Origin of the sequence: Sphaerospermopsis torques-reginae ITEP-024 (assembly GCF_019598945.1) — a bacterium.
Lineage (GTDB): Bacteria > Cyanobacteriota > Cyanobacteriia > Cyanobacteriales > Nostocaceae > Sphaerospermopsis.
Map to the genome: position 1 here is coordinate 2,168,769 of NZ_CP080598.1, position 24,631 is coordinate 2,193,399.

Here is a 24,631-nt window from a genome sequence, read left to right on the forward strand (position 1 = left end):
AATACTAAAAATCAGATTATGAATACACAATTAGTTGAATCTATCGCTCAAATCATCCTCTCTTTATCTCCAGAAGAAAGGCAGCTTTTAGAAAGCAAAATTAATCATGTCAACTCATGTTTATCGTTAGCCGATTCAACACAACAAGATATTTCAGATTTAGCACAAAAATTAAAAATTTTTGAAACAAAATATCAAATGTCTTCTAGTAAATTTTATCAAGAATTTCAAGCAGGTAAATTAGGAGATGAAATAGATTTTTTTGAATGGAGTGTATTTTATGAAATGTGGACAAATGCTCAACAACATATTCAAAGCAATAACAATTTAATAGATAGTTAAACAATGGAATTGCAAGATTATTTCTCCTAGCTGCTACTAAAATCAAACCTTGTTAAACAAGAGCGATCGCTTGATAAATACTCTTACTGATGTGACTTATAACTCTGCATCTTCAATAATTATCCTTCCCAGTCAAGACTGGTATCACACAAAAAATCATCAGCAATAATATCATCAAATAAATAAGGACAATTTTCGGGAAAAGTTCTTAATGGTAAATTAGTTTCCCGTAAAGCTAAATCAACTCCTGCTTCAAAACCATCTAACATAGCTTCTTCTATGCGAGATTTTAAACTAGGGTTGTGTCGTAGATGTCGCAGAATAGCGCGACGTTGTTCTCTAATTGTTAAAAACCAACTGCGAGAACGGTTTTCCGGTTGATATTCCCACTTTAAGAGATGACCTAATAATACACCCAAACGACTTGCTAATTCTCGATATTCCTGCCTTCCCAAAGCTTGAATTTCCTCTTGTAAATGTTGCCAGTCTAATTCTAAAACCAGCCTTTCTTCTAAAGCTTTAGCTTGTTGTTGTGTCCAACAATAGAAATCTTGATGATACAAAGAAGAAGATTGATATTGATCCATATTCAGATAATTTTATCTTCATCTGCAATGATATTTTAATTATATAACTTATCCCAAAATTTCTCATTTTGCCATACAATTTTTAACAATCTTATCCACCTGCTATGACAGCATATTTATCAATTGATAATTGACAATTGACAATTGTTTAATTTAAGCTTTAAAACCTCCCCTTACCAGGGGAAAAAAGCCAAAAATTCACACTTTTCAATCCTCAGACTTTAAGGGAGAGGTAATTGTCAATTGTTCATTGTTAATTGTCCATTATTGAAATTCCTTTCTTCCTTTGCGCCTTTGCGTGAGATATAAAAATTTAGTCCCATCACCTAAAAATTACTGTAATTTTCAATTTTCAATTTTCAATTTTCAATTCCCCAAAAGTTTCCTAGCTGCTGCTAAAATCAAACGTTGTTCAGCACGAGCGATCGCTTGATAAGTCCTTTCCACCGCTTCCGGTTCTACAGAAATAGAACTAATACCCCATTCCACCAATTTATCAATAATTTCTGGATATAAAGCAGGTGCTTGACCACAAATAGAACAAAAAATACCCCCATCTTTAGCCATTTTAATTAATTGAAAAATTGCACCCATCACCGCTGGATGACGTTCATCAAATATACTTGCTAATTCTCCTTGTTCTCGATCCACCCCTAAAATTAATTGTGTCAAATCATTAGTACCAATAGAAATCCCTGCTGCCCCAGCTTTAATATATTCTGGTAATAAAAATAATATACTCGGAACTTCTGCCATGATCCATAATTGAAAATGGGGATTTTCCGTTAAACCAACTTCTTCAACTTGACGACGACAAAATACAAACTCCTCCACAGTCCGCACAAAAGGCAACATCAAATGAATATTACTATAACCATTTTTTTGCAACCTTGCTAAAGCCTTCAATTCTAATTCAAAAACAGCCGCATTTTTCACATAACTCCAAGTACCATGTTCACCTAAAATTGAACTTGTTGCAGATTCTCCACCATAATTAAAAGACGGAAAATCCTGTATTCGCCAATCTAAAGAACGATATAAAATAGGTCGAGGTGCAAAACCAATGGCAAATTTTTTAATTTCCTCAGATAAAGTTTCTAATAATTCAGTTTGTCTACCATCCAACAACCAAGCATGAGGATTTTGTCCCTGCAAAATATTCAAAATCATCAATTCTGAACGTAACAAACCCACCCCATCCACAGGTAAACTTTGTACTGTTTCAATCAAATTTACTTGACTAAGATTAACTAATAATTGGGTGGCAATCATCGGTAATATTTTAGCATTACTCAACCCATAATGAGACTGATTTGCATGATGATCAAATTGTTCTTTTTTATTCTCGGTTAATGAAATTTTCTCTCCATCTTTCAAGATATTACCCTCTTTTGAACCACGATAAACTTCTCCCCTATCACCATCAAGCAATAGTCTTTCACCAGTTTGAATTAAATTAGTCGCATTTTTCGCACTGACTATAGCAGGAATACCCAATTCCCTAGATAAAATGGCAGCATGACTGGTTAATCCTCCTCCTTCTGTAATAATACCACTGACTTGATGTAGTAAAGGCAACCAATCAGGAGTAATGGACGGAGCGATTAAAATTACTCCCTTGGGTATTTGTGAAGGTTTGGGTTGTGAAGCAAGAATGACATACGCAGTAGCAGTTATCCGCCCTCTAGCCGCCCCTATTCCTTTGAGGAGTAAATTAGGAATTAAAGACGGTGGAACATTAACTTGAGTAATGTAAAGTTTTGGGGTAGGAATATTGATTGTAATTGTCCATTTTATTGTTAATTTTGTCCCTATTTCACTAAATAATTGATTGCCTAAAATAATGATTTGTTGGAGAAATTCTTCTGGAATTGCATACTGTTTTTGTTTTTCCTCACTGATGAGATAGGAAAATAAACAATTTTGATCTGTGATTAATTTAGATGGGTATTCTTCAGCAGTCACAGATATAGGATTATGAACAGAATAGGCGATAATTTTATTTCCTAATTGTTGTTCTTGAATAACTCCAGTGTTTTCTTCAATGTAATAAACATCTGGTAATACTTCACCCTTCTTAATAGCTATTCCTAATCCATAAGTTGCTTCTATTTCTGCTCCTGATGTATCAGATTGGAATGAACCAGAGGCGATCGCATTTTCTACCGGTTGCACTAACACCGCAAAATTAATGTGTTGTAAATTAATGCCGACACTTTGCCAATATAGTAAACTTTTAGCACGAAATAACTGACTCCAAGTTTGTTTTAAACCTTCAGCGATAGCTTCCTCATTACAAACACAAAACACCGATTCCAGCAACCCAGAAATATTTCCCATCAACTGATTACCAGATGATATACTTAAACTCGGACGCAAAATTAAACATTTCCCTTCCCAGGTTTTAGCAACTTGGAAAATCTCACTCACCCAATACTGTGGTAAACTACCAGCAATAATTTCCTGACGCAAACGGCCAGCTACCTGTTGAAGTTGTTGCCAATTACCCACATCTAAATGTAGAGAAGAATAGGGTAAGTCCGCAACTAATGACTCTGAACTATTGAGAGTTTCTAGAAATTCTCGCCACACATTTGCAGAGACTACAAAACCAGGTACTACTGGATAGCCCCTTTGCATAATTTTACTCAAGTAAAACGCCTTATCCCCAACTTGGGCGCGGTCTTGTGGTTTAATGTTGTCTAGCCAGTAGAGTTTGTCCACTCAATTCTTTAGGTGTCATTTGTGCAAGTTTTACGTATCATTTGTCAGTTATCGACCTACTATTCTTATGGTAAAATATAATTGTTACATTTTTTGATTATGTCCTCAATCCACAATATAAATCTTCTATAGGACTCCTATTTGATTTTTGAAACAACTCCGTACACCCAAATTATCTAAAACCCTATTCCCTATTCCCTATTCCCTATTCCCTGTCTCCACGGAAAATTTACAAATCAAATCAGAACACTAGAAATATAAATAAATATTATTGAACATTGACTTTTTGCCATTGCATTACTAATTAAGGTAAAATATAATAACTTTTTCGTTAATACACATTTATTGACAAATCCTTACTACATTGCCAGCAATGATTGGCTGAATATCTGCTTTCGCCTCTGTCTAGCATTGCTAATTGGTTCTATAATCGGCTTAGAACGGCAAATCAAGCATAAACCGGCTGGTTTAAGAACTCATATGTTAGTCAGTTTGGGTTCAGCCGTGTTTACTATCACAGCAATACAAATTGGTGGACAAGAAATTAGTGCCGATGCTTTATCTCGCGTGATTCAAGGAATTGCTGCTGGAGTTGGTTTTCTCGGTGGTGGCGAAATTTTGCGCGAATCTTCTCAAAAATCAAAATCAGCAGAAGTTCATGGACTAACTTCGGCCGCAGCTATTTGGGTGGCCGCTGCTTTAGGAGCAGCTGCTGGATGTGGTTTGTGGCAACTAGGATTAATTGCTGCTCTGTTGACAGTTATAGTTCTTTATTTATTTAAAAAATTAGAAAAATTGCATTAGTTTGATAATTGGTAATTGGTAATTGGTAATTGGTAATTGGTAATTGGTAATTGGTAATTGGTAATTGGTAATTGGTAATTGGTATAGTCATTTAACTTTAGATTGAGACATTAAGCTAAACAATAACCACGGAAATTTAATCTTCCAAACAATTGGACTACCTTGGTTATCCTAAAATCATTATCTACAGAACCTATCACTTTTTGTCTCATTTTTAAGTTAAACAACTATAATTGGTAATTGGTAATTGGTAATTGGTAATTGGTAATTGGTAATTGGGTTATTAACTTCCTCCTGACTCCTGACTCCTGACTCCTGACTCCTGACTCCTGCTATAATTCGGGAAAATTAAACAATTTTAAGACTTTCGCAAAAATTTCCTCATCTGCCCTTGTTTCTAAAATAGATTTTACTAGATTAATAAATTCCCAATCATATATATCATCATTATTTATAATTTTACTAGCAGCATAAAAACTTACATCATCAATCATTAATTCATTAGTAATGCCGGTTTGAAATTCAGTATTATTACTGCACCAAGAAAGAGATTTTCCGCGTAAAGTAAATTGAAACCAGATAATTTCCTCCTTTTTTAATTCCAAAAAAATATCAAAATAAGGTTCTCCTCCTTGTAACCAAATTCTCACTGTATCTGCATGATCACATGGTTTCAGTATTCTTGGCTCAATAGCCCTCAATGATGCACCTAATGATGCAATTTCATTTTTATCTAATATCATGTTATTTTGTTGTAATTTCATATTTTTTAAGGGAATAGGGAATAGGGAATAGGGAATAGGAAAATGATTTATTTTTCCCAGTCACCAGTCACCAATCACGTTAATATTTCTACGTTAATATTTCTCCTGCTTTTACAAAGAGAATCTGAGAAGATTTTAACCATTGAGAGTCAAAAGCACCTAAATGAGTAGTAGTAATTAAAGTCTGAAAACGGTCTTGAATCGCATTAAGTAATTGATTTTGACGGGAGAGGTCTAATTCTGCTAAAACATCATCTAATAAAAGTAACGGAGCTTCATGAACAACTTCTTCAATTAATTGTAATTCTGCTAATTTTAAAGCTAAAACTAAAGTACGTTGTTGACCTTGAGAACCATATTGACGAGCAGGTGTTTGATTAATAATTAATTCTACCTCATCCCTGTGGGGTCCAACAAGAGTAGTACCTCGGTGTAATTCAATAACAGAACGTTGTTGAATTTTCCCGAAAAAAGATTGTGTAATATCTTCATTATCATCTTTTCCTATAGGCACATTAGGAGCATAATTAATTTCCAAAATTTCTGTACTACCACTAATACTAGCGTGCCATTTGGCAGCAATAGGTGTTAATCTTTGAATAGCTCTGTTGCGTCTTCTAATTACCTTTGTGCCGGCGTTAACTAACTGTGCATCCCAAATAGCTAATTCCGAATTTTGAATATTATCTCCTGACTGCTGACTCCTTTTCAAAAAAGCATTACGTTGGCGTAATACTTGGTTATATTGATGTAAAATGTGAGCATAAACTGGTTCGAGTTGAATCAAAAGAGTATCTAACCAATTACGACGAACTTCAGGACTACCACGCACCAATTCTAAATCTAAACTAGAAAATTCTACAGCATTTAAAACACCGAGAAAATCCATTTGACGGCGGACTATTTCACTATTTATAGCTACACTGCGGCGGCCATGTCGGCGTAAAGTTAATGTTAAATCACTTATTCCTGCGCTTCTTTCTAGGGTAGCATTAATTTGCGCGATATCTTCCCCATCTTTAATAAAATCACGATCTTTACCCATGCGGTGCGATCGCAATGTAGCTAACAACTCTACAGACTCCAATAAATTAGATTTTCCTTGGGCATTATTACCAACTAAAATTGTTTTAGGGGCAGTAAAATTAATTTTCTGCTCTTGATAATTACGAAAATTTCTGAGGTGTAGATTTTTAAGATACATATTTAAGCATTCAGGAGTCAGGAGTCAGGAGAAAAATAATCAAATTTTGACTATTTACTATATTCTCTTATTTACAAATTCCTAAAAAATTTGTTCATCAAACTATTTTATTCATTTCAACTTAGTAATAGGTAATATTGATTGATTATTACCAATTACCTATTACCTATTACCAATTACCTATCAAACATTCTTCTTGCCCATGACGCGGAAGAAAATCTTTTCTCCTTCAATCCAAACGAACATCAAGGCACTGAAACCAATACAAATTAGTAACTCATTAAAAGGCAGATAATGAGTACCAAAAAAGGCTCGCAGAGGTGGAACATATATTAACATCAACTGTAAAATCGTAGTGGCAACAACAGCGCCCAATACGAATTTATTAGAAAGAGGATTCATTTCAATTGTTAGCTGATTGTTAGAACGAATAGCGATCGCATGACCCATTTGGGCAAGACATAAAGTAGTAAATACCATTGTCTTCCAGCGTTCGGGATTTAGATTTTCTCCGGTGGCTATTTGGACGTGAGAATAAGCCCATTGCATGAGAATAATTGTAATAATCGCAAATACAATCCCAATTCGTACCATGTAAGCACCCAAACCCCTAGCAAAAATACTTTCACGGGGACTAAAAGGTGGACGTTGCATGACATCTGGTTCTGGGGGTTCGACAGCTAAAGCTAAAGCAGGTAAACCATCTGTCACCAAGTTCATCCAGAGAATTTGCAAAGGTGAGAGGGGAACACCACCCAAACCTAAAAGGGGTGCTGAAGCAATGGTGAGAACTTCGCCGATATTACTACCCAAGATGTATTTGATAAACCGTCGAATATTGGTATAAACAACCCTACCTTCCTTAGTAGCCGCGACAATGGTAGCAAAGTTATCATCTAACAGCACCATATCGCTGGCTTCTTTACTGACATCTGTACCGGTAATACCCATAGCGATACCAATATCAGCTTGTTTCAGGGCGGGTGCATCATTAACACCATCCCCAGTCATGGCCACAAATCTACCACGACGCTGTAAAGCTTGAACAATTCGCAGTTTGTGTTCTGGAGAAACCCTAGCATAAATACTGACTAAATCAACTTGTTGTTCTAGTTCAGGATCACTCATGCGCTGTAATTCTTGACCAGTGAGAACTCTAGCATCTGCATCAGCGATACCCAAGTCAAGAGCGATCGCCCTAGCAGTCAACTGATGATCACCAGTAATCATAATCGGGCGAATACCCGCTTGACGACATTCTGCCACAGCCGCCCGCACTTCAGGGCGTGGAGCATCCAACATTCCCACCAAACCCAACCACACCAAATCATTTTCAGAAGTATCTTCTGAAGCTTCGGGGGGTATTTCCGTTAAAGGTTTATAAGCAAAACCCAACACCCGCAAACCTTGGGAAGCCATTTGGTCATTAGCTGCGAGAATTTGAGCGTGTTGTTCTTCGTCTATGGGAACAGAGCGATCGCCTAAATAAATATGAGTACAACGAGCTAAAGTTAATTCTGGTGAACCCTTAGTAAACATTAAATACTGTTCCGAGTCCACAAAACCCGCTATTACCGGATCAACCCCAGTCATCCCTGGATCACCTGTGGCCACTGCTTCCACCTGAGAAATAACACTCATGCGTTTTCTTTCAGAAGAAAAGGGAAACTCAGACACACGGGGTAACTTACTATTCCATTGATCTTTTTCAATACCAGCTTTACCCGCCAAAGTCATCAAAGCGCCTTCAGTGGGATCGCCTAAAATTGCCCATTCTCCCGCTTCTTTTTGCAGTACCGAGTCATTACACACAGCACAAGCAACTAATAAAGCAGATATTTCTGGATGTTCTTCTAAATCAGCTTTTTGCCCATCTAACTGAAAATCACCAACAGGAGCATAACCTTCCCCTGTCACCCTAAAAGTTTTTTGATTGGTGTAGACTGACTGCACCACCATTTTATTTTGAGTTAAAGTCCCGGTTTTATCAGAACAGATAGTAGTTACAGAACCGAGAGTTTCTACGGCTGGAAGTTTACGAATTAAAGCATTATGGCGCACCATGCGCTGAGTTCCCAAAGCCAGAGTTACAGTAATCACCGCAGGTAAACCTTCAGGAACTACCGCCACCGCCATACTGAGAGAAACTTCTACCAACTCTTGTAAATTTTTCCAGCCTATTCCCTTAACTAAATCATGGATTAGACCACCACCGACAACCAGAGCAACCAGCACCAAAGAACCAGATACCAACACATTACCGAGTTGAGTCATGCGTTGTTGCAGGGGAGTAGGTTCACTGTCCACCGACTGTAACATGGTGGCAATTTTGCCTAGTTCCGTTGTCATGCCAGTATTGGTGACAAGCACCTTAGCACGGCCTTGGACAACTTCCGTACCTTGAAAAACTAAATTAATGCGATCGCCGAGTGACGTATCTTCTGGTAATGTAAGTATGGCTTGCTTATTGACAGCTTCAGCTTCACCAGTTAATGCTGACTCTCGCACTTGCAAATTAGACTGTTCGATTAAGCGTCCATCAGCAGAAACCTGTACCCCCGCTTCCAGTAGCATCACATCCCCAGGTACAAGATCCTTCCCCGCTACATCCGTCAGTTTACCATTACGGATCACGCGCACTGAGGGCGAAGAGAGTTTTTTCAAGGCCGCCAGAGCTTTTTCTGCACGGCTTTCCTGGACATAACCGAGAATACCATTCAGGATTACAATTGCCATAATCGCAATTGTGTCTTTAAATGGCACTTCACCAGCTTTTAAAGTACCTTGTTGCAACGCCAAAAAATCTAAACCACCAGAAACGAAAGCCACAAAGATCAGCATCAATAACATGATGTTAGTGAACTGATCTAGGAGAATCTCCCAAGGGCTACGGCCACCCTGTTCTTCTAGTTCGTTGGGACCGTATTTTTGCAAACGTTGTTCAACTTCTTGGGGTGTTAAGCCGCTGTCTGCATTGCTATCAAGCAGTTCTAAAGCTTTATCAACCTCCAAACCATGCCAAACTGCGGCACTTTCAGGTAAAGAATGAGCAGACATCGTGTAGGTTACAGGAAATGGTTACAAAATTCGATCATAATTTAGTGATGGCAGGATTTCCATCAATCATGTATTAGGAATCGGGGACTGGGGACTGGGGACTGGTGATTGGTGATTGGTGATTGGTGATTGGTGATTGGTGATTGGGGAAGAATATTAACTTTTGCCTCTTGCCTTTTGCCTTTTGCCTTTTGCCTTTTGCCTTCTGTTCCCTGTTCCCTATTCCCTACCATGACTAATAACTAATGACTAATGACTAATAATATGAGTTTGACACTCCCTAGTTTGAATGTTAGCCAGATGTTTGGGCAAAAAACTATTCGACCGTTTACTGCTGCTACCCTCTATGGTATTGCTTTCATTAAAGATAAACTCATTGCTATTGACTCTATCAAGGGACATCTGCTAGAGATTGACCCTATCTCTGATAACAGTAAAATTCTTAATCCCCACCAAGTTAAGGAATTTACAGATGTTACTGGTTTAGCTGTGTGGGAAAATACACTCTGGGTCAGCCGTGGTAATAGCGTTTATTTGTGTAAGTTGGGTTCTTGGGGTTTGGAGCATTTTGTTACTTTACCTTATGCGGCTGATGGTGTTGCGGTTTGGGAATCTACTGTCTATGTTAGCTGCCAAAGACTAGGTTATATTCTGATTTTTGACAAAGATACACGCAAAGAAATTACTAGATTTTATGCCCCTGGGGTGGGGAGAGAAAATTTGGCAGTCAGCGAAGAAACTCTCTGGGTTTGCGATCGCACAGAACAAACAGTTTACTCTATGGACCGGGCAACTGGAGAAGTTCGTTTTAGTGTCCTCACTCCTTTTGCTTCTCCTACAGGTATTGCTATCAACAGTCAGGAGCAAACCACAGGTAAGGATCTGCTCTATGTTGCTTACTCTACAGAAGAGCCTTATATTCGTGATAATCCCAATGCTGATCCTAATCATGAGCTAACTTATCGGGATATCACTTTTATTCATCCCTTGTATTATCACTACAACCTAGATAAACGCTACGCCTTATCTAATGGTTATTTGGTGGAAATGTCTTATGTGGAAGAAATTTCACCTTTAGAAGAAGTTTATTTACCCAATGTTGAATGGCGTATTGCTCTACCATCAGAAACAGAACGCCAAAAGGTGAAACAAGTTGAACCTATCGGTTTACCCTTCACAGAAGAAATTATTGAAGGACAACGGGTAGCTGTATTTAATTTTGATACTCTCGTTCCCGGTGAACGTCATATATTTGGCTGGAAGGCACTTTTAGAAGTTCGCGGTATTAAGTATCGCATTACACCCAAAGATGTAGAAGACCTCCCTGAACTCACACCAGAATTACAAACTCGCTATTTGGTGGATGATGATGATTTAGCAATGGATACAACCATTGTCCGCCGTGCTGCTCGTGATGCTGTTGGTTCGGAAACCAATATGTTACGAAAAATGTACAATATCCGCAACTATGTCTATGATGAGTTATCCTATGGTATTAAACCCCACATAGATACACCAGACATAGTTTTAGAACGGGGCGTTGGTTCTTGTGGGGAATATGTAGGCGTATTGCTGGCTTTGTGTCGTTTAAATGGTATTCCTTGTCGCACTGTCGGCAGGTATAAATGTCCTCCATATCCTGAACTACAGGGAGTCCCTCTGCAACCTGACTTTAATCATGTTTGGCTAGAGTTTTACATCCCTGGTTTTGGTTGGCTACCAATGGAATCTAATCCCGATGATATAGGTGATTATGGTCCATATCCTACACGCTTTTTTATGGGATTATGCTGGTATCATATCGAAATTGGTAAAGGTGTTTCCTTTGAAACTCTTACCAGTAATGGTGAAAGGCTAACCAAAGAAGAAATATCCATTGGCAATTTGGCGATTAACCATATTCGGTTTACAATTCTTAAAGAATTACCACCGATTTAATTTGGGACTTCAAAATTGACAAATTGTATTTAGTAATGGGGTATCAGGTAGGAGCAGAATTAGCTCCTAACGCCCCTGGATACGGCTGATCTGCCTAAGTTAATCAAAAGTTTAAGGTTTAGGTAAAAAATTTTTATTTAGCCTTTAATGAAAATATCAGTAATTTTTCGGTTTAAGCTGTAAAATGGTGATATAAACTGCTCATCAGGAAAGATGGAAAATAAACTTTATTCAACCATTGTTTGTGAAAACTGTATAAGTCAAGTTCACACGCACCTATTGAAGTATGAAAATAACGGATCAAGCAATTTGTAAACGGTAATAAAAGGTGAAAAATTGGACAAGTTCTGAATCTGAAAAAACTGTGGAACAAACACCATCAGGAAAAGTGCATGGTGGTAAACAAGAATACCTGCACAAGTACCACGACTGTTATCAAGAAGAACAGTTGATATATCAACATTTGCTGCATTTGGTACAAATGGAATCTCCAGACCAAATGATTGGACGTTTTCGCGCTCTTTTTGTTGAACGTGCAAATTATCCAGAACCAGAAATCATTACAATTTTAGACAAAATTACCGCATCCAAGCAAGCACAAGATGAGTTTAAACTTTTTATTAATCGCTGTTGTCATATTTTAATTAATCGTTGGTACATACAACCAAATTTGCATTATGCAATTGTGGATTTAATCAATTTGTTTGATTCACCATCTAATAGGTTGGGAATTAATTCTTTACGGATACGAGAAATTAGGCGTTTGCGGGAACTGATACAGATTTTTATTAATAGTGAGCAGTATGTAATCTTACGGCGATTTTTGCAATTAGTGAATCAAACTCCTAGAGTAAATAGTCTTGAAGAACACCAGCCTTTAAGTAATTTAATTCGGCGCTATCCCTATTTATATGAACATTGTTTAATTAGTGAAAATTCTACTTTTGAACAACAAGAAACAGTGAGACATTTTCAAGCAGAGGTACAAAAAAAATTTGAAGTAGATTTATCACAATATATAACTTATAAAGTGCGTCGGATTCAGGTTTTAAGAAACGTTTCCCCAGCGGAAGCTAATCGGATATTACGCCCTGTTGATAATCCTACATTATTGAGTGATAGGGATCTCTACAGTACGGTAAAACAATTTATTGGTAAAACAGATAGTAACTATACTTATCACGAGAGAGCGCAGCAGTTCTTACAATATATGAATCACAGGGGCAATAATTTCCATAATTTTAAGAAAGATTTACATGAGTATCTAATATCTTCCATTGATAGTAAATATAGTCAACGCCAATTTAATCAACGTTTGTCAAATCATTTACAAAATATATTACCGGATGCTGATGATCAAAAGATCAATGATTTTTTGGTGGTGAGAACTTGTAGTCAGTTATTAAACTTTTTAGTTGTTAATAGCCAAGCATCACCACAACACTCAACTTTTTTAGATTTAATTAGTAATCAAGGTTCTTTAGCAACCATTGGGTTGTTGCTAAAAGTGGTGTTAATTTGTAGTAAAGTGAAACCATATTTAGAAAAAAGATTTGCAATTTTATTTAATCATTATGAAAATGCAACTACAGATGTTATTGATTGGTTAGTAGCAACTTTAGAGCAATTAAATATTGCCATGAGTATTCATTTTGGTAATATTGATTTATCGTTTTTTAAGAGATTTTGTTAGTAGGTGACAGGTGCTATGCCACGGTGACAGGTGACAGTAAAAAGGCAGGATGTTTTAAATTACGAAATTACGAATTACGAATTATTGGCGTTGAATGTGATTTTTCCGGGTTAAATTGAGAAAATTCACAGATTGAGTTAAACGGACAAAATCTACAATGATAACCAGGGTTAGGTGGAAAGATTTTACTAAAGTTATTGCTTCTAGCTGCATAGTTTTGTAAATCAAGTTGGTGTTTATTCGCTACATTAGCCAACTCAAATTCCAAAGATGCTAACTCATGATTATTAATAGTAATCACATCAGATTCTTTACCAATTTCCAAATTATAAAATGATGCTACGGCAGTTTTACCAGGATAAAGATAACGTGCTGCTAATAAATAAACTAAAGCTTGTCTTTGATCAAAATCTGACTTACCAGTTTTAAAATCTAAAATATGTAAAGTGCTATCAGACTCAATAAAAACACAGTCCATAGCAGCATATAATCGAAAACAATAATTGGCTTTTTCAATGAAAATTGGTTTAGGAAAACCTTCATCACCAGGAGTTAATTGCAGAATGCGTTTATTTAACAGCAAAGGCGATTTTTGATATTTTTGTAAAATGTGCAGTACCCGTTGCTTGACTTGAAAAGTAAAATTGCTTAATTTTAACAACTGGGCTACTTTTTCCACACCATCCGATTGAGTTAACCAATGGAGATGATGATGAAATTCATAGATACCCTTTTGGGCAAGGATACCAATCCGCTGTGGTGGTGTAGCTTGGGATAATAAAGCTTTTACCTCTGGTTCATGTTGTCGTGCTTTAATGAATCCCCTTCTCATTTGACAATGCCAATGTTCTTGGCCTCTTTTGGGGGAAACTAGGGACCAAAGGTGGTAACTTACAAAGGGTCTAGCAGGGATTGACATTGCTCAGGTACAGTGAGAGAAATTACCTTGGGGATACTTGCAGGATGGTGGTTGTTCCACAAGCTTTGCGGGATGCTTCCTCATAGTAGTGATGATGCACGGGAGAGAGTAGCAAAATGAGTAACCCTAACAATTCTGGTAAAATAAAATTCGGTACTGATGGCTGGCGTGGCATTATTGCCGATGATTTTACTTTTCCTAATGTACGGAAAGTAACTAGGGCGATCGCTAGTTATCTGGAAACTGCCTATAGTAAAGACAGACCAGTTTTAATTGCCTACGATACAAGATTTTTGGCTGATGAGTTTGCACGGACATCTGCTGCGGTTTTGGCAGATTTAGGGTGGAATGTGAAAATTACGGATCGGGATTGCCCGACACCTGTGATTGCCTACAATGCGAAACACCTTAATTCCGCAGGGGCTTTGATGTTTACTGCTAGTCATAATCCTGCACCTTATTGTGGGATTAAATATATACCAGACTATGCTGGTCCTGCCACTCCAGAAATTACTGATACTATTGTGGCCAATATAGAAACGGCATCGGATGAGTTACCAGGAAGTAACCCATCGGGGACGATTTCTACTTTTGATCCGAAACCTGATTATTTGCATTTTATCTACACATTGCTGGATGTGGAAAAAATTAAGGGTGCAAATTTAAAAGTTAAGTACGATGCTCTCTATTCTACATCTCGTGGCTATTTAGATGAGGTGCTGCAACATTGCGGTACTCAGTTGGAAAGTTTCCACACTTGGAGAGATGTACTTTTTGGCGGTGGGATGCCAGAACCCAAGGGTGAACAGTTGGTTGAGTTGGTGGAAGCTGTAAAAGCTGATAAAGCTGACTTGGGTTTAGCAACGGATGGAGATAGCGATCGCTTTGGGATCGTGGATGAACTGGGAAATGTTCTGACTCCCAACACGGTGCTGTTGGTTTTAGCAAGACATTTAATCAAAAATAAGGGTAAAACAGGCGCAATTGTGAGAACGGTTGCGACTACTCATTTGTTAGATAATTTTGCGGCTAAAAATGGACTGCAAATTTATGAAACTGCGGTTGGTTTTAAATACATTGGTGAGAAAATGCGGGAAACCGCTGTTTTGATTGGTGGGGAAGAATCAGGTGGTTTGAGTATTATTGGCCATATTCCTGAAAAGGATGGGGTTTTGGCTGATATGCTGGTGGCTGAGGCGATCGCCTATGAGGGTAAACCTTTAAGTGTGTTAGTTCAGGAAGCTATTGCTGAAGCTGATGGTCCTTTGTATAACAACCGCTTGGATTTACACCTGACCGAATCTCACAAAAACGCTGTGATTGATGCCTATACCAAAAATCCCCCTTCTGAAGTAGCGGGAATTAAAGTCAAGGAAGTGGGCAGAAAGGATGGGATCAAACTGTATTTAGAAGAAGGTAGCTGGGTGTTATTGCGGCCTTCGGGTACAGAACCTTTGGTGAGAGTGTACATGGAAACTAACTCACCGGATAAACTGGGTCAAATTGCAGCAACAATGGAAGCGGAAATTGCTAAGTTAGGATAAGCGATAGGTGACAGGTGACAGAATAATAGATAGCCAGGGAATAAATTCCCTGTCTAAAAGCAAAAGTCGGTTTTAACCGACTGGAAATATATTATTGAACTTCTGACTCCTGACTCAAGAGGGCAACCACAGGGGGTTGCCCCTACCCTTTTTTTATATATAAAATTATGAAAATGTTTGTGAATTTATTTATATCTATAGTTATAGCTGGTTGGGTGTTGGCGATCGCTCTCATTTCTGTGCAGAATGCTACTCCTGTATCTTTAAGGTTTTTGGTTTTTCAATCTATACAAGTTCCTTTTGGTTTGATGTTGGCTTTTTGGGTGGCTGTGGGTTTGGTTGGTGGGGTGGTTTTGCAGTCTCTTTGGGGTTTGGGTGAGTCGAAATCTAGGGTTGATGATGAGGCGGAATTTTTTATTGATGATGAGGATTTTTAGGGGTTTTCTCACGCAGAGGCGCAGAGGCGCAGAGAGGAGGAAGAGAGATTTTTTGTTAGTCGGTTTTCACCGACTTTTGCTTTTAGACAGGGAATTTATTCCCTGGATATTATTAAGAATTAGGGTATCTATTGTTTAGTGATAAAATATTGCTAAAGTAAACAACTAACTAATTTAAAGTTATGGTTACTCAACCTCTACCTGTAAATATATCAGAGGTCATCTACCCAGACAGTGATGGACAACCAATGGCTAATAATACAGAACAGTTTCGTTGGATATTAGTTATTCAACAAAATTTAGATTGGTTATTTGCAGATAACCCTGATGTTTTTGTGGCTGGTGATTTATTTTGGTATCCCATTGAAGGGAAAAATTATATAGTCAATGCACCAGATGTTATGGTTGTATTTGGACGACCAAAGGGTAAACGCGGTTCTTATTTACAATGGCAAGAAAATAATATTGCACCCCAGGTAGTTTTTGAAATTCTTTCTCCTAGTAATTCGCAAACCGAAATGGAGAGGAAATTGATATTTTATGAAAGATATGGAGTAGAAGAATATTATATTTACAATCCTCAAAATAATCATTTGAGAGGATGGTTAAGAACGGAAGATGGTTTAGATGTCATTTCGGAAATGGAAAATTGGGTTAGTCCCAGGTTAGGAATTAAGTTTGATTTATCAGGGGAAGAATTACAAATTTATCGTCCCGATGGGAATAAGTTTTCTTCATATCTGGAAATTTCTCAACTTCTGGAACAGGAAAAACAACGTGCTGAACAAGCAGAAACCGCTTTAGCCGCAGAAAGGAGAAAAACGCAACTTTTAGCTGAAAAATTAAAGGCTTTAGGTGTGAATCCTGATGAAATAGAGTGATAATAAAAAACAAGAATAGTCGGTTTAAACCGACTTTTGTTTTTAGCCAGGGAACTTATTCCCTGGCTCATCTATAGTATAATAAATGATAATTCATGGTGAAAAATGATGACTAAGTTACTTGAACAAGCAATTGAACAAATAAGACAACTTCCTGAAAATGAACAAGATATGATTGCTAGATTTCTTCTTAATGCTTTAGAAACTAATTTAGTTGAGAAAGGGTTATCTGCTATTGATGAAAGTGAGACTTGGACAGAAGAAGATAAAATTGATATTACATCTTTTTCTTTACAATATGCGGCTTCGATGTAACGTAGCATCTCATTGTATTAAATTATATTGCAATTCAGATAAAATCATTTAGCAGAAGATCAAGCAGGTAAAACTTTAGAATTAGATCCAGAAAACCTTTAATGAGGTAAACTAAAAATGACTGTAACTTATCAGACAGATTTCAATATGTGGCTAGAAGAAACCGCAAAACTATTACTAGAAAATCGCTGGCAAGAAATAGACAAAGAACATTTAATTGAGGAGATTTCCGACTTGGGTAAAAGTGAAAAAAGATCCATTTCTAGTCAATTAATTCGCCTACTTTTACACCTACTTAAATGGCAATATCAACCCCAACGACGTTCCGATAGTTGGTTAGATTCTATCACAGATGCACGCACTCAAATTGAATTAACTATAAAAGATAGTCCCAGTCTTAAAAATTATCCTCAAGAACAATTAACAGAAAGCTATGAACAAGCACGTCGTCAAGCAGCCAAACAAACAGGATTGATAATTTCCACATTTCCCGAAGAATGTCTTTATGAATTAGAGTTAGTTCTAGATGAAGACTGGCTACCAGAATAGAAAGTTAAAAAAAAGGGCAGGTATCAAACCCACCCTAATTAGCAATTATAACTAACAACTATTCACCAATTACAGGCGCACTTAAAGAAACCTGTTCCACCGCTTTTTTAGCAGCCAAAGTAGGAACAGAATCCCGTAATCTTTCCGTCAATTGTACAGTAGTAGAATCGTACATTTGAGTTAATAACTTGGGATAAAAACCAATCCCAATAATGGGAATTAACAAACAAGCAATGATAAACACCTCACGGGGTTCAGCATCAATTAAAGCTTGGTGAGAAACTAACTCTTCGTTTTCCTGTCCGTAGAATATTTCTCGCAACATTGACAGCAAATAAATCGGCGTTAAAATCACACCAATTGCCATCAAGAAAATAACGATGACTTTAAATGTGGGGTTATAAGCATCGCTAGTTGCAAAACCCACAAACACCATTAATTCTGCTACAAAACCACTCATTCCTGGCAATGCTAAAGAAGCCATTGAACAAGTAGTAAACATCGCAAAAATCTTCTTCATCCGTTTACCAACACCACCCATTTCATCTAACATCAGGGTGTGTGTGCGGTCATAAGTTGCACCAACCAAGAAGAACAAACTAGCACCAATTAACCCGTGAGATACCATTTGTAAAACTGCACCGCTTAAACCTAAATCGGTAAAAGAGGCAATACCAATGGTAACAAAGCCCATGTGGGATATTGAAGAGTAGGCAATTTTGCGTTTGAGGTTGCGTTGGGCAAAAGACGTTAAAGCCGCATAGATGATATTAACTACCCCCAAAATTACCAAAACCGGGGCAAAATAAGCGTGAGCATCGGGCAACATTTGGGCATTCATGCGAATTAAGGCATAACCGCCCATTTTCAGCAGAATACCTGCTAGTAACATATGCACAGGTGCGGTAGCTTCACCGTGGGCATCTGGTAGCCAAGTATGCAGAGGGATAATAGGTAACTTAACAGCATAGGCAATTAAGAAACCAGCGTATAGTAACAGTTGCAGATTAAGGGCGTAATCTTTGAGGGCGAGTGACTGCATATCAAAGGTGACATTATCACCATAGAAAGCCATCGTCAAAGAGCCAAGCAGAATAAACAGCGAACCGCCGGCAGTGTAGAGAATAAACTTTGTCGCTGCGTAATGGCGTTTTTTACCACCCCAAATAGCCAGCAGTAGGTAAACCGGAATTAACTCCAATTCCCACACCAGGAAGAATAACAGCATATCCTGGACTGCAAACACGGCAATTTGGCCACCATACATGGCTAAAAGTAAAAAGTAAAATAGTCTGGGTTTAAAGGTAACAGGCCATGCTGCCAAAGCCGCCAAAGTGGTAATAAAACCCGTCAAAATAATTAGAGGCATGGATAAACCATCAGCCCCCACAGACCACTTCAAATCTATTTGTGGTATCCAAGAATAACTTTCTACCAATTGTAAGTCAGGGTTAGAGAAATCATAACCCAAGTAGAAAGCGGCAACAATGAGGGCAAAATCAATCAAACCCACAATTAAGGCATACCAACGGATGGTTTTACCGTCTTTGTCAGGGATGATAGGGATAAGTAGTGACGCGGCTATTGGTAAAAGAATAATCGTCGTCAACCACGGGAAATTAGTTATATTCATCACAATTTGTCTAGGATTAAAATCATCTTTGGCAAAAGTCCTAGTTATTAACTAACAGCTTTTTACCAAATTTCCTGTTATTGTTAGGTTGATTTAATTAAATTGGCAATTTTCCATGTTTCCAGATGCCCCGGTAGAGGATATTTACCAACTGGGTTGTATCTGGTAGGTAAATTGCCCGCCAATTGGCTTTGATTGAGCTATGATGGCATCTGTTTTACATTAAATGGCAATTTTCTCAAAAAGTCCAAATTCTTTACAATTCTCAAATTTATCAATGGGTATTGACAAGATGAGAGAATTTACAAAATTTTATTTTTATTTTTATTGCAATTTTTATTTTTTTAAGTTTATCTGTGTTAATGCTTGGAGGTTTTTTGTCTGAATCAGGATATCCAGGATTAAAGGATTTACAGGATGATCTGTTAATGAAGTTTTTTAGTAAAATAAGTTTATCAATTTTCAGAGGAGAATTATATTAAAATAAAAAAATCTTAAAAATTGCTTGAAATAAAAAAATCTTAAAAATTGCTATAATATCAACATTCTTGTAAAATCATATCATGCTAAATCATGCTAACAGTAAACATTGATGATATTCAAAAAAACCTCACCAGCTATCTTCACCAAGTAGCAGCAGGAGAAAGCATAATTATCATCCAATCTGGTAAACCAATAGCAGAAATAAAACCTGTTTCCCCAACATCTTCAAAACTCAGACCTTATGGTTTATGTCTGAAGGGGAGACGAAATAAGCTACAAGACAGACTCTATAAGCCTCATAGCTCTTAGACCTTGTTGATAATTCTTACGTTTATTGCGATTTAATCTCATTAATTCCATGACCATATCCATACAAATTTCCTTGAAATTAACCCAAGTTTGACCATATAATCCAATATAAAAACTACTATGTCTCCGTTCTGTTCGACCATATTCTTTGATGCGGGAAACATATTTCTGTATTCCTTTACGTTTGATTTGTTGACCTTGAATTGTTGCGGAAGAGTAAGCAATTGCTATTAATAAAACCAGAGAAATAAAGCGTTCACCAGTTACATTAGTCTCTTCTAAATTGTAGCCTCCTTTTTTGAAATCTCTAAACATTTCTTCTATATCAAATCTCCTTTTGTATGCAGCAATAGCTAATTCCAGACTATCAAAATTGGTTAAGATAAACCACCCTTCTTTGGGTGATACTCCGTTGATTTTACGCTTCCATTTACACGCCACATTAAAACTGATGAAACCACGAGTCTTTGTTACCTTCACGCCTTTAATAAAAAACGATACGCCCGGTGCTAAACCAAGACTATTTAGCTCATAAAAAATATCTTTTTCAAATTCTACAAATTCGTTCTTTTTTAATCGCAGGCAAAAGTATACACCCAAGCTCTGAAGGTACTTAGCGAGTTTTACTGAACAAAATTCTCTATCACCTAATACACATACCTTATAGTTTTGAAAAAGTGGCATTACTTTCGCTAATAACTGTTGTTGCTCAGATATGTTACTGTTCCCTAATTTTGGCAATAATTTAAAATATATGGGAAATGCTCTTTTATCCCAAATTACACTCACCATAAATAAATTTATTCGATTCCAATTGGTTCTATCAATTGCTACATAAATTATTTTTTCCTTGGTAAAGTATATTGATAACCATTCCTGAATAATGGGAAACCAAATTTTTTCAATTGTTAGATTTGGTAATGATAAAAATCTTTGTATTCTTTTTCTTCTACTTTCAAATTTAATTGGTAACGGTACGCCATTCGCTAACCTTTCTAAATTCACATTTTTAATTGACTGTAAGATGTTCACCAAAATTTTGAGGAACAGATATTCTGCTAAACTCAATTGACTTTTTAAGTGCTTTTGATAGAATAAGGGTAACATTTTCATTCTTATTGGTCTTATTGACAATAGCTGACCTATCTTTTTTTACCATAAATCGTTACGTTCTTTATACCGTCTTGTTTTCAGCCTTGTTTGTCGCCCCGTCAGGTGTAAGAGGAAAATTATATTATGTCATCTCCAGCCATTACCACTGTAATTAAAATGATGGAATCTTTGTCAGAAGATGTTCAAGAACAAGTTGCAGAACATTTGAAAGAATATTTAGCGGATTTGCAAGATGAAATGAAATGGGATAATTCATTTAAGAAAAGTCAAAATAAATTGATTGCATCTGCTCAACGTGCTAAAAAAGAAATTGCGGAAGGACTGGCAACACCAATGGACTATGATAAGTTATGAAGTCTGCAACCCTTCCTTCTTTTTGGAATGAATATCAGTCTCTTGACAAGCAAGTTAGACAAAATGCAAGGAAAGCTTACCGCTTATGGAAAGAAAATCCTTTTCATCCGTCTTTGCGTTTCAAATGTATCAATAACCAAGAAAATATTTGGTCTGTGAGGATAACTCGTAATTATCGAGCGATTGGGGTTTTGGATGGTGATACAATCACATGGTTTTGGATTGGTAGTCATGACGATTATGAAAATTTCTTTTCATAGTCTGAATCAGGATATCCAGGATTACAGGATTTACAGGATGGTTGATATATCAATAATTATTGAACGCAGATAAACGCAGATAGACGCAGATGATAGAGGATAAATTAATGGGTTTTGCGCCTTTTTCTGAGATATAAATTATGGTACAGGAGCTTTTTTAGGATGTTTCCCTGCATAATAGACAACAACCTTTAATTGCTCCTCATCAGGAATATAAAATACCCTATCACCACTTGTAACTTCATACTCCCAAGCACCTTGATAAACTTTACCCTTTAAAGGAAAAACCCGCTTTGGTTGTCTAGTTGTTGGTGCATTACATAAATCTTCATAACAACGAATACAATTTTCTGGATAACGTTGTATTAATGCTTCCCAATCTCGATTAACTCTTTTATTTTTAGCAACTACTAACCAAATTCCAATTGTTTGAGATAATGCAGGGTGAGATAATTTTACTTCTGGTGGTTCTACATTATCTATTAACTCATTTTCAGTAGGATGATCTGACATAAATTAATTCAACCACCACTTTTAGTAATAGGTGGTGTTAAAGGTATTTCATCAGTTTCATCATTAAAAGCTGCTGCTAACTCAGGACTATTAATAGCTATTGAACTTTCTTTCCATTCATAAATAATTGCATCAAGCATATCCCAAGCATCAGGAGAAATATCAGTTAAGCGAAAAGCATCACTTACTTCTTTAATAAAATCTTGCAATTCATCAGCATCAAATACGCTCAACCATCCATAGGGATGTTCATAACCTATTTGTTGTCCTAATAATAACCGAAATGCTACAGATAAAACTTCAAAAACAGCTTTACTTTGTGTTACTCCTTTTACTAAATAAGCCACATCTTCCCGACGCAATAGTGCAAAAGATTGGTCGTTTCTAGTAATAGTAATTGGGTGTTGATATGCTTTATCTAATACTTTTCCCGGTTGACGATTTAACTCTGTAGCTGTAATTAACTCATCTGAGAAAGCATTGGTAAAAATTGGAATTGACATGATACTCGCGTTTTCCAGAAACGCTGATTTAATCTAAATAATGATATTACGTATTATTTTACGTAATCCTTTTTTAGATGTCAATAGGTAACATTTTCAAGGTTTTGATTCTGACAGTAGATAATGTTAGTAAATAGCCTGATTATCCCCTAAAATCACCAATCAACTGCTTAAACGTAGACACAGAAACAATAGTAGTATTAACTAAATTCTGTGCTTGGTTAAAATCAGAATCTCCAGTAATTAAAAAATCAGCCTCTGCTGCAACAGCACAAGCTAAAAACTTTTCATCCTTTCTATCTCTAGCAAAATCTACTGTTACTTGAACATCAACTAATGTAGTCACCAAATTTATAATTTCTAACCATTCTTTTCTGACTTCATCAGTCAATTTAAACTTCTTCCGACTTAATACATCCTGATACTCTGCTAAAATATCTTCAGAAACAATCCAATCACAATGAGGACTATCCACAACAAATTGAATAACATCTCTTGGTTCTCTCCCCTTGAGAACAGCAGAAACTAAAACATTAGTATCAATAATAACCTTCATTCCCCACGCCGATAAGCTTCAATTTCTGCTGCTATTTCCTCATCTGTGATATCTTCCACACCGGGAATAGCCTGAGTTTTATCAAATAAATTCCGCAATTTATTACTAATTGTATCCTGGGGGTTATCTTCAGCTAAAACAATAATCTCCACACGCTGTCCAACCTGAAAAGGTAAGTCAGATAAAACTACCTGCTTGGGGTCTTCAATGGTGATATAAGTTTTGTAAGCATTCATGATTTATTCTGCTATTTATCCTATATATATTTTATGATACTTTTTCATTAATGCGACGGTAAAAAATTTGTTAGATAGCATGACGGGAGAAGTTTAGATTTTGACAATAACTTGATTTTTTTGGGATAGGCTTTTGCTTATCCCTTTTTTTGTTGATGGAATATAAACTACTCGTTTTCTACTGCTATCTCAGTATCAATGTCTGAATCAGTGGATGAATCCTTAGTAGTTTTAATAGTCTTGCGGATTTTATCTAGCTGGTCGTTGGAAACCCAATCACTAACAGGAGTAACTCTATATTCATCTGTGCGTCCTGTCCGTTTCGTCTGTGTTACCAAATTAGCCTGGATAAGAACTTTTATCGCTTGTTGAGCCTTACGCATACTCATTTTGCAAATCTCTGCTGTTTTGCGAAGACTTGCAAAACATACTCCTTGAGTCTTACCTCCTGTTCTACGCACTATATGAGCATACAAGCGAAATTCATAAGGATCTAATCCATATTCATCCAATACGTTGTGGATAAATGCCACTGAAGATGGAAAAGAGTTTGATATTGCAGAAGATTTTGGTTGTTCAATAGTCTCGTTTTTAGTTGTCATATCATAAAATACTACGCCTAGATATTCCCATCATACAATGACCCACGCACTTCATGCCACAGTCTTGTTATTATTTAAAGATATATCTTAATGTTAATTAACTTAAAGTTATTACTTGCACCAATTCAAAAATTTTAACAGCAATGCCATACATCTGATGTAATTGCCGAAAATTAACCCTTGTCAAGCTTTTGATTTTCGCCTGACAAGGGTTAACTTTAATAAATTATGATTTCAAAGCTTATTTCCTTAAAAAAATTCTTAGCCCCTAGTAGCCAAATCTAGGGTTAGTGATCTATAATCTGAGAAAG

General features: G+C 36.7%; 25 protein-coding genes. 12 read left to right on the top strand and 13 right to left on the bottom strand.

The genetic code is table 11. The features are described 5' to 3' along the window. Positions 1–18: 18 nt before the first annotated feature. The gene (locus K2F26_RS10145) at positions 19–342 is read left to right on the top strand and encodes a hypothetical protein (RefSeq protein ID WP_220611356.1); all 324 of its coding nucleotides are present in this window, start codon (positions 19–21) and stop codon (positions 340–342) included. 119 nt (positions 343–461) lie between these two features. Here the strand turns inward: K2F26_RS10145 and K2F26_RS10150 are convergent, their stop codons facing one another. After that, positions 462–929, bottom strand: coding sequence for a DUF29 domain-containing protein (locus K2F26_RS10150; protein WP_220611357.1), 468 nt, complete (start codon positions 927–929; stop codon positions 462–464). A 366-nt stretch (positions 930–1,295) separates the two neighbouring features. Beyond that, positions 1,296–3,653 carry a putative PEP-binding protein gene (locus K2F26_RS10155; protein WP_220611358.1) on the bottom strand — a complete coding sequence of 786 codons (2,358 nt, stop codon included), beginning with the start codon at positions 3,651–3,653 and terminating at the stop codon, positions 1,296–1,298. Positions 3,654–3,998: 345 nt separating this feature from the next. Between K2F26_RS10155 and K2F26_RS10160 the strand changes: the two genes are divergently transcribed. After that, a complete protein-coding gene (locus tag K2F26_RS10160; RefSeq protein WP_220611359.1) occupies positions 3,999–4,457 on the top strand; it encodes an MgtC/SapB family protein in 459 nt (152 codons plus the stop codon). A gap of 332 nt (positions 4,458–4,789) precedes the next feature. On the opposite strand, the gene K2F26_RS10165 is transcribed toward K2F26_RS10160, so the two are convergent. From K2F26_RS10165 to K2F26_RS10175, 3 genes are all read right to left on the bottom strand, one after another. Beyond that, entirely contained in the window at positions 4,790–5,221 is a 432-nt protein-coding gene (locus K2F26_RS10165) for a hypothetical protein (protein WP_220611360.1), read from the bottom strand. An 88-nt stretch (positions 5,222–5,309) separates the two neighbouring features. Next, positions 5,310–6,425, bottom strand: a complete 1,116-nt coding sequence (gene recF, locus K2F26_RS10170) for a DNA replication/repair protein RecF (RefSeq protein WP_220611361.1) — start codon at positions 6,423–6,425, stop codon at positions 5,310–5,312. A gap of 183 nt (positions 6,426–6,608) precedes the next feature. Continuing rightward, positions 6,609–9,482 (bottom strand): cation-translocating P-type ATPase, encoded by a 2,874-nt coding sequence (locus K2F26_RS10175; protein ID WP_220611362.1) that lies wholly within the window; start codon positions 9,480–9,482, stop codon positions 6,609–6,611. A gap of 264 nt (positions 9,483–9,746) precedes the next feature. Here K2F26_RS10175 and K2F26_RS10180 point away from each other — a divergent pair, with 264 nt between their 5' ends. Continuing rightward, the gene (locus tag K2F26_RS10180) at positions 9,747–11,420 is read left to right on the top strand and encodes a transglutaminase-like domain-containing protein (RefSeq protein WP_220611846.1); all 1,674 of its coding nucleotides are present in this window, start codon (positions 9,747–9,749) and stop codon (positions 11,418–11,420) included. 328 nt (positions 11,421–11,748) lie between these two features. Next, the gene (locus K2F26_RS10185; protein WP_220611363.1) at positions 11,749–13,113 is read left to right on the top strand and encodes a Sll1247 family protein; all 1,365 of its coding nucleotides are present in this window, start codon (positions 11,749–11,751) and stop codon (positions 13,111–13,113) included. Between the two features lie 67 nt (positions 13,114–13,180). Here K2F26_RS10185 and K2F26_RS10190 read toward each other — a convergent pair whose 3' ends face one another. Next, the gene (locus K2F26_RS10190) at positions 13,181–14,032 is read right to left on the bottom strand and encodes a PD-(D/E)XK nuclease family protein (RefSeq protein WP_220611364.1); all 852 of its coding nucleotides are present in this window, start codon (positions 14,030–14,032) and stop codon (positions 13,181–13,183) included. Positions 14,033–14,148: 116 nt separating this feature from the next. Between K2F26_RS10190 and K2F26_RS10195 the strand changes: the two genes are divergently transcribed. The 5 genes from K2F26_RS10195 to K2F26_RS10215 all read left to right on the top strand — a co-directional run bounded on the left by K2F26_RS10195 (position 14,149) and on the right by K2F26_RS10215 (position 17,758). Next, positions 14,149–15,576 carry a phosphoglucomutase/phosphomannomutase family protein gene (locus tag K2F26_RS10195; RefSeq protein WP_220611365.1) on the top strand — a complete coding sequence of 476 codons (1,428 nt, stop codon included), beginning with the start codon at positions 14,149–14,151 and terminating at the stop codon, positions 15,574–15,576. A 167-nt stretch (positions 15,577–15,743) separates the two neighbouring features. Further along, positions 15,744–16,013, top strand: a complete 270-nt coding sequence (locus K2F26_RS10200; protein ID WP_220611366.1) for a DUF1049 domain-containing protein — start codon at positions 15,744–15,746, stop codon at positions 16,011–16,013. Between the two features lie 182 nt (positions 16,014–16,195). Then, positions 16,196–16,894, top strand: coding sequence for a Uma2 family endonuclease (locus K2F26_RS10205; protein ID WP_220611367.1), 699 nt, complete (start codon positions 16,196–16,198; stop codon positions 16,892–16,894). Between the two features lie 105 nt (positions 16,895–16,999). Then, positions 17,000–17,209: a hypothetical protein gene (locus K2F26_RS10210; protein ID WP_246605575.1), complete on the top strand. Its 210-nt coding sequence runs from the start codon at positions 17,000–17,002 to the stop codon at positions 17,207–17,209. Positions 17,210–17,326: 117 nt separating this feature from the next. Next, entirely contained in the window at positions 17,327–17,758 is a 432-nt protein-coding gene (locus K2F26_RS10215) for a DUF29 domain-containing protein (protein ID WP_220611368.1), read from the top strand. A gap of 58 nt (positions 17,759–17,816) precedes the next feature. Here the strand turns inward: K2F26_RS10215 and ndhD1 are convergent, their stop codons facing one another. After that, entirely contained in the window at positions 17,817–19,391 is a 1,575-nt protein-coding gene (gene ndhD1 / locus K2F26_RS10220) for a photosynthetic/respiratory NAD(P)H-quinone oxidoreductase subunit D1 (RefSeq protein ID WP_220611369.1), read from the bottom strand. 573 nt (positions 19,392–19,964) lie between these two features. Here ndhD1 and K2F26_RS10225 point away from each other — a divergent pair. After that, complete coding sequence (locus tag K2F26_RS10225; RefSeq protein ID WP_220611370.1) at positions 19,965–20,183, top strand: type II toxin-antitoxin system Phd/YefM family antitoxin; 219 nt, start codon at positions 19,965–19,967, stop codon at positions 20,181–20,183. Here the strand turns inward: K2F26_RS10225 and K2F26_RS10230 are convergent. Next, entirely contained in the window at positions 20,148–21,290 is a 1,143-nt protein-coding gene (locus K2F26_RS10230) for an IS4 family transposase (protein ID WP_220611721.1), read from the bottom strand. The two genes, K2F26_RS10225 and K2F26_RS10230, sit on opposite strands and share 36 nt — an antisense overlap. A 129-nt stretch (positions 21,291–21,419) precedes the next feature. Here K2F26_RS10230 and K2F26_RS10235 point away from each other — a divergent pair, with 129 nt between their 5' ends. Together K2F26_RS10235 and K2F26_RS10240 are read left to right on the top strand one after the other, a co-directional pair. Next, positions 21,420–21,650: a hypothetical protein gene (locus K2F26_RS10235; protein WP_220611371.1), complete on the top strand. Its 231-nt coding sequence runs from the start codon at positions 21,420–21,422 to the stop codon at positions 21,648–21,650. Then, positions 21,647–21,910: a type II toxin-antitoxin system RelE family toxin gene (locus K2F26_RS10240; RefSeq protein WP_220611372.1), complete on the top strand. Its 264-nt coding sequence runs from the start codon at positions 21,647–21,649 to the stop codon at positions 21,908–21,910. The genes K2F26_RS10235 and K2F26_RS10240 overlap by 4 nt, the downstream gene beginning before the upstream one ends. A 138-nt stretch (positions 21,911–22,048) precedes the next feature. On the opposite strand, the gene K2F26_RS10245 is transcribed toward K2F26_RS10240, so the two are convergent. The 5 genes from K2F26_RS10245 to K2F26_RS10265 form a co-directional block, all read right to left on the bottom strand. After that, positions 22,049–22,423, bottom strand: coding sequence for a hypothetical protein (locus K2F26_RS10245; protein WP_220611373.1), 375 nt, complete (start codon positions 22,421–22,423; stop codon positions 22,049–22,051). Between the two features lie 8 nt (positions 22,424–22,431). Continuing rightward, complete coding sequence (locus K2F26_RS10250; protein WP_220611374.1) at positions 22,432–22,926, bottom strand: hypothetical protein; 495 nt, start codon at positions 22,924–22,926, stop codon at positions 22,432–22,434. A gap of 142 nt (positions 22,927–23,068) precedes the next feature. Next, the gene (locus K2F26_RS10255) at positions 23,069–23,482 is read right to left on the bottom strand and encodes a putative toxin-antitoxin system toxin component, PIN family (RefSeq protein WP_220611375.1); all 414 of its coding nucleotides are present in this window, start codon (positions 23,480–23,482) and stop codon (positions 23,069–23,071) included. Continuing rightward, positions 23,479–23,718 (bottom strand): hypothetical protein, encoded by a 240-nt coding sequence (locus tag K2F26_RS10260; RefSeq protein ID WP_220611376.1) that lies wholly within the window; start codon positions 23,716–23,718, stop codon positions 23,479–23,481. Before K2F26_RS10260 ends, K2F26_RS10255 begins: the two co-directional genes overlap by 4 nt. A 167-nt stretch (positions 23,719–23,885) precedes the next feature. Continuing rightward, positions 23,886–24,320 (bottom strand): helix-turn-helix domain-containing protein, encoded by a 435-nt coding sequence (locus tag K2F26_RS10265; RefSeq protein ID WP_220611377.1) that lies wholly within the window; start codon positions 24,318–24,320, stop codon positions 23,886–23,888. Between the last annotated feature and the right edge of the window lie 311 nt (positions 24,321–24,631).

Bases quoted from the DNA above. Each gene is read 5' to 3' on its own strand.
- K2F26_RS10145 (WP_220611356.1), top strand. From the start codon at position 19: ATGAATACACAATTAGTTGAATCTATCGCTCAAATCATCCTCTCTTTA.
- K2F26_RS10150 (WP_220611357.1), bottom strand. From the start codon at position 929: ATGGATCAATATCAATCTTCTTCTTTGTATCATCAAGATTTCTATTGT.
- K2F26_RS10165 (WP_220611360.1), bottom strand. From the start codon at position 5,221: ATGAAATTACAACAAAATAACATGATATTAGATAAAAATGAAATTGCA.
- recF (WP_220611361.1), bottom strand. From the start codon at position 6,425: ATGTATCTTAAAAATCTACACCTCAGAAATTTTCGTAATTATCAAGAG.
- K2F26_RS10175 (WP_220611362.1), bottom strand. From the start codon at position 9,482: ATGTCTGCTCATTCTTTACCTGAAAGTGCCGCAGTTTGGCATGGTTTG.
- K2F26_RS10180 (WP_220611846.1), top strand. From the start codon at position 9,747: ATGAGTTTGACACTCCCTAGTTTGAATGTTAGCCAGATGTTTGGGCAA.
- K2F26_RS10190 (WP_220611364.1), bottom strand. From the start codon at position 14,032: ATGTCAATCCCTGCTAGACCCTTTGTAAGTTACCACCTTTGGTCCCTA.
- K2F26_RS10195 (WP_220611365.1), top strand. From the start codon at position 14,149: ATGAGTAACCCTAACAATTCTGGTAAAATAAAATTCGGTACTGATGGC.
- K2F26_RS10200 (WP_220611366.1), top strand. From the start codon at position 15,744: ATGAAAATGTTTGTGAATTTATTTATATCTATAGTTATAGCTGGTTGG.
- K2F26_RS10205 (WP_220611367.1), top strand. From the start codon at position 16,196: ATGGTTACTCAACCTCTACCTGTAAATATATCAGAGGTCATCTACCCA.
- K2F26_RS10210 (WP_246605575.1), top strand. From the start codon at position 17,000: ATGATGACTAAGTTACTTGAACAAGCAATTGAACAAATAAGACAACTT.
- K2F26_RS10215 (WP_220611368.1), top strand. From the start codon at position 17,327: ATGACTGTAACTTATCAGACAGATTTCAATATGTGGCTAGAAGAAACC.
- ndhD1 (WP_220611369.1), bottom strand. From the start codon at position 19,391: ATGAATATAACTAATTTCCCGTGGTTGACGACGATTATTCTTTTACCA.
- K2F26_RS10225 (WP_220611370.1), top strand. From the start codon at position 19,965: ATGCTAACAGTAAACATTGATGATATTCAAAAAAACCTCACCAGCTAT.
- K2F26_RS10230 (WP_220611721.1), bottom strand. From the start codon at position 21,290: ATGTTACCCTTATTCTATCAAAAGCACTTAAAAAGTCAATTGAGTTTA.
- K2F26_RS10235 (WP_220611371.1), top strand. From the start codon at position 21,420: ATGTCATCTCCAGCCATTACCACTGTAATTAAAATGATGGAATCTTTG.
- K2F26_RS10240 (WP_220611372.1), top strand. From the start codon at position 21,647: ATGAAGTCTGCAACCCTTCCTTCTTTTTGGAATGAATATCAGTCTCTT.
- K2F26_RS10245 (WP_220611373.1), bottom strand. From the start codon at position 22,423: ATGTCAGATCATCCTACTGAAAATGAGTTAATAGATAATGTAGAACCA.
- K2F26_RS10250 (WP_220611374.1), bottom strand. From the start codon at position 22,926: ATGTCAATTCCAATTTTTACCAATGCTTTCTCAGATGAGTTAATTACA.
- K2F26_RS10255 (WP_220611375.1), bottom strand. From the start codon at position 23,482: ATGAAGGTTATTATTGATACTAATGTTTTAGTTTCTGCTGTTCTCAAG.
- K2F26_RS10260 (WP_220611376.1), bottom strand. From the start codon at position 23,718: ATGAATGCTTACAAAACTTATATCACCATTGAAGACCCCAAGCAGGTA.
- K2F26_RS10265 (WP_220611377.1), bottom strand. From the start codon at position 24,320: ATGACAACTAAAAACGAGACTATTGAACAACCAAAATCTTCTGCAATA.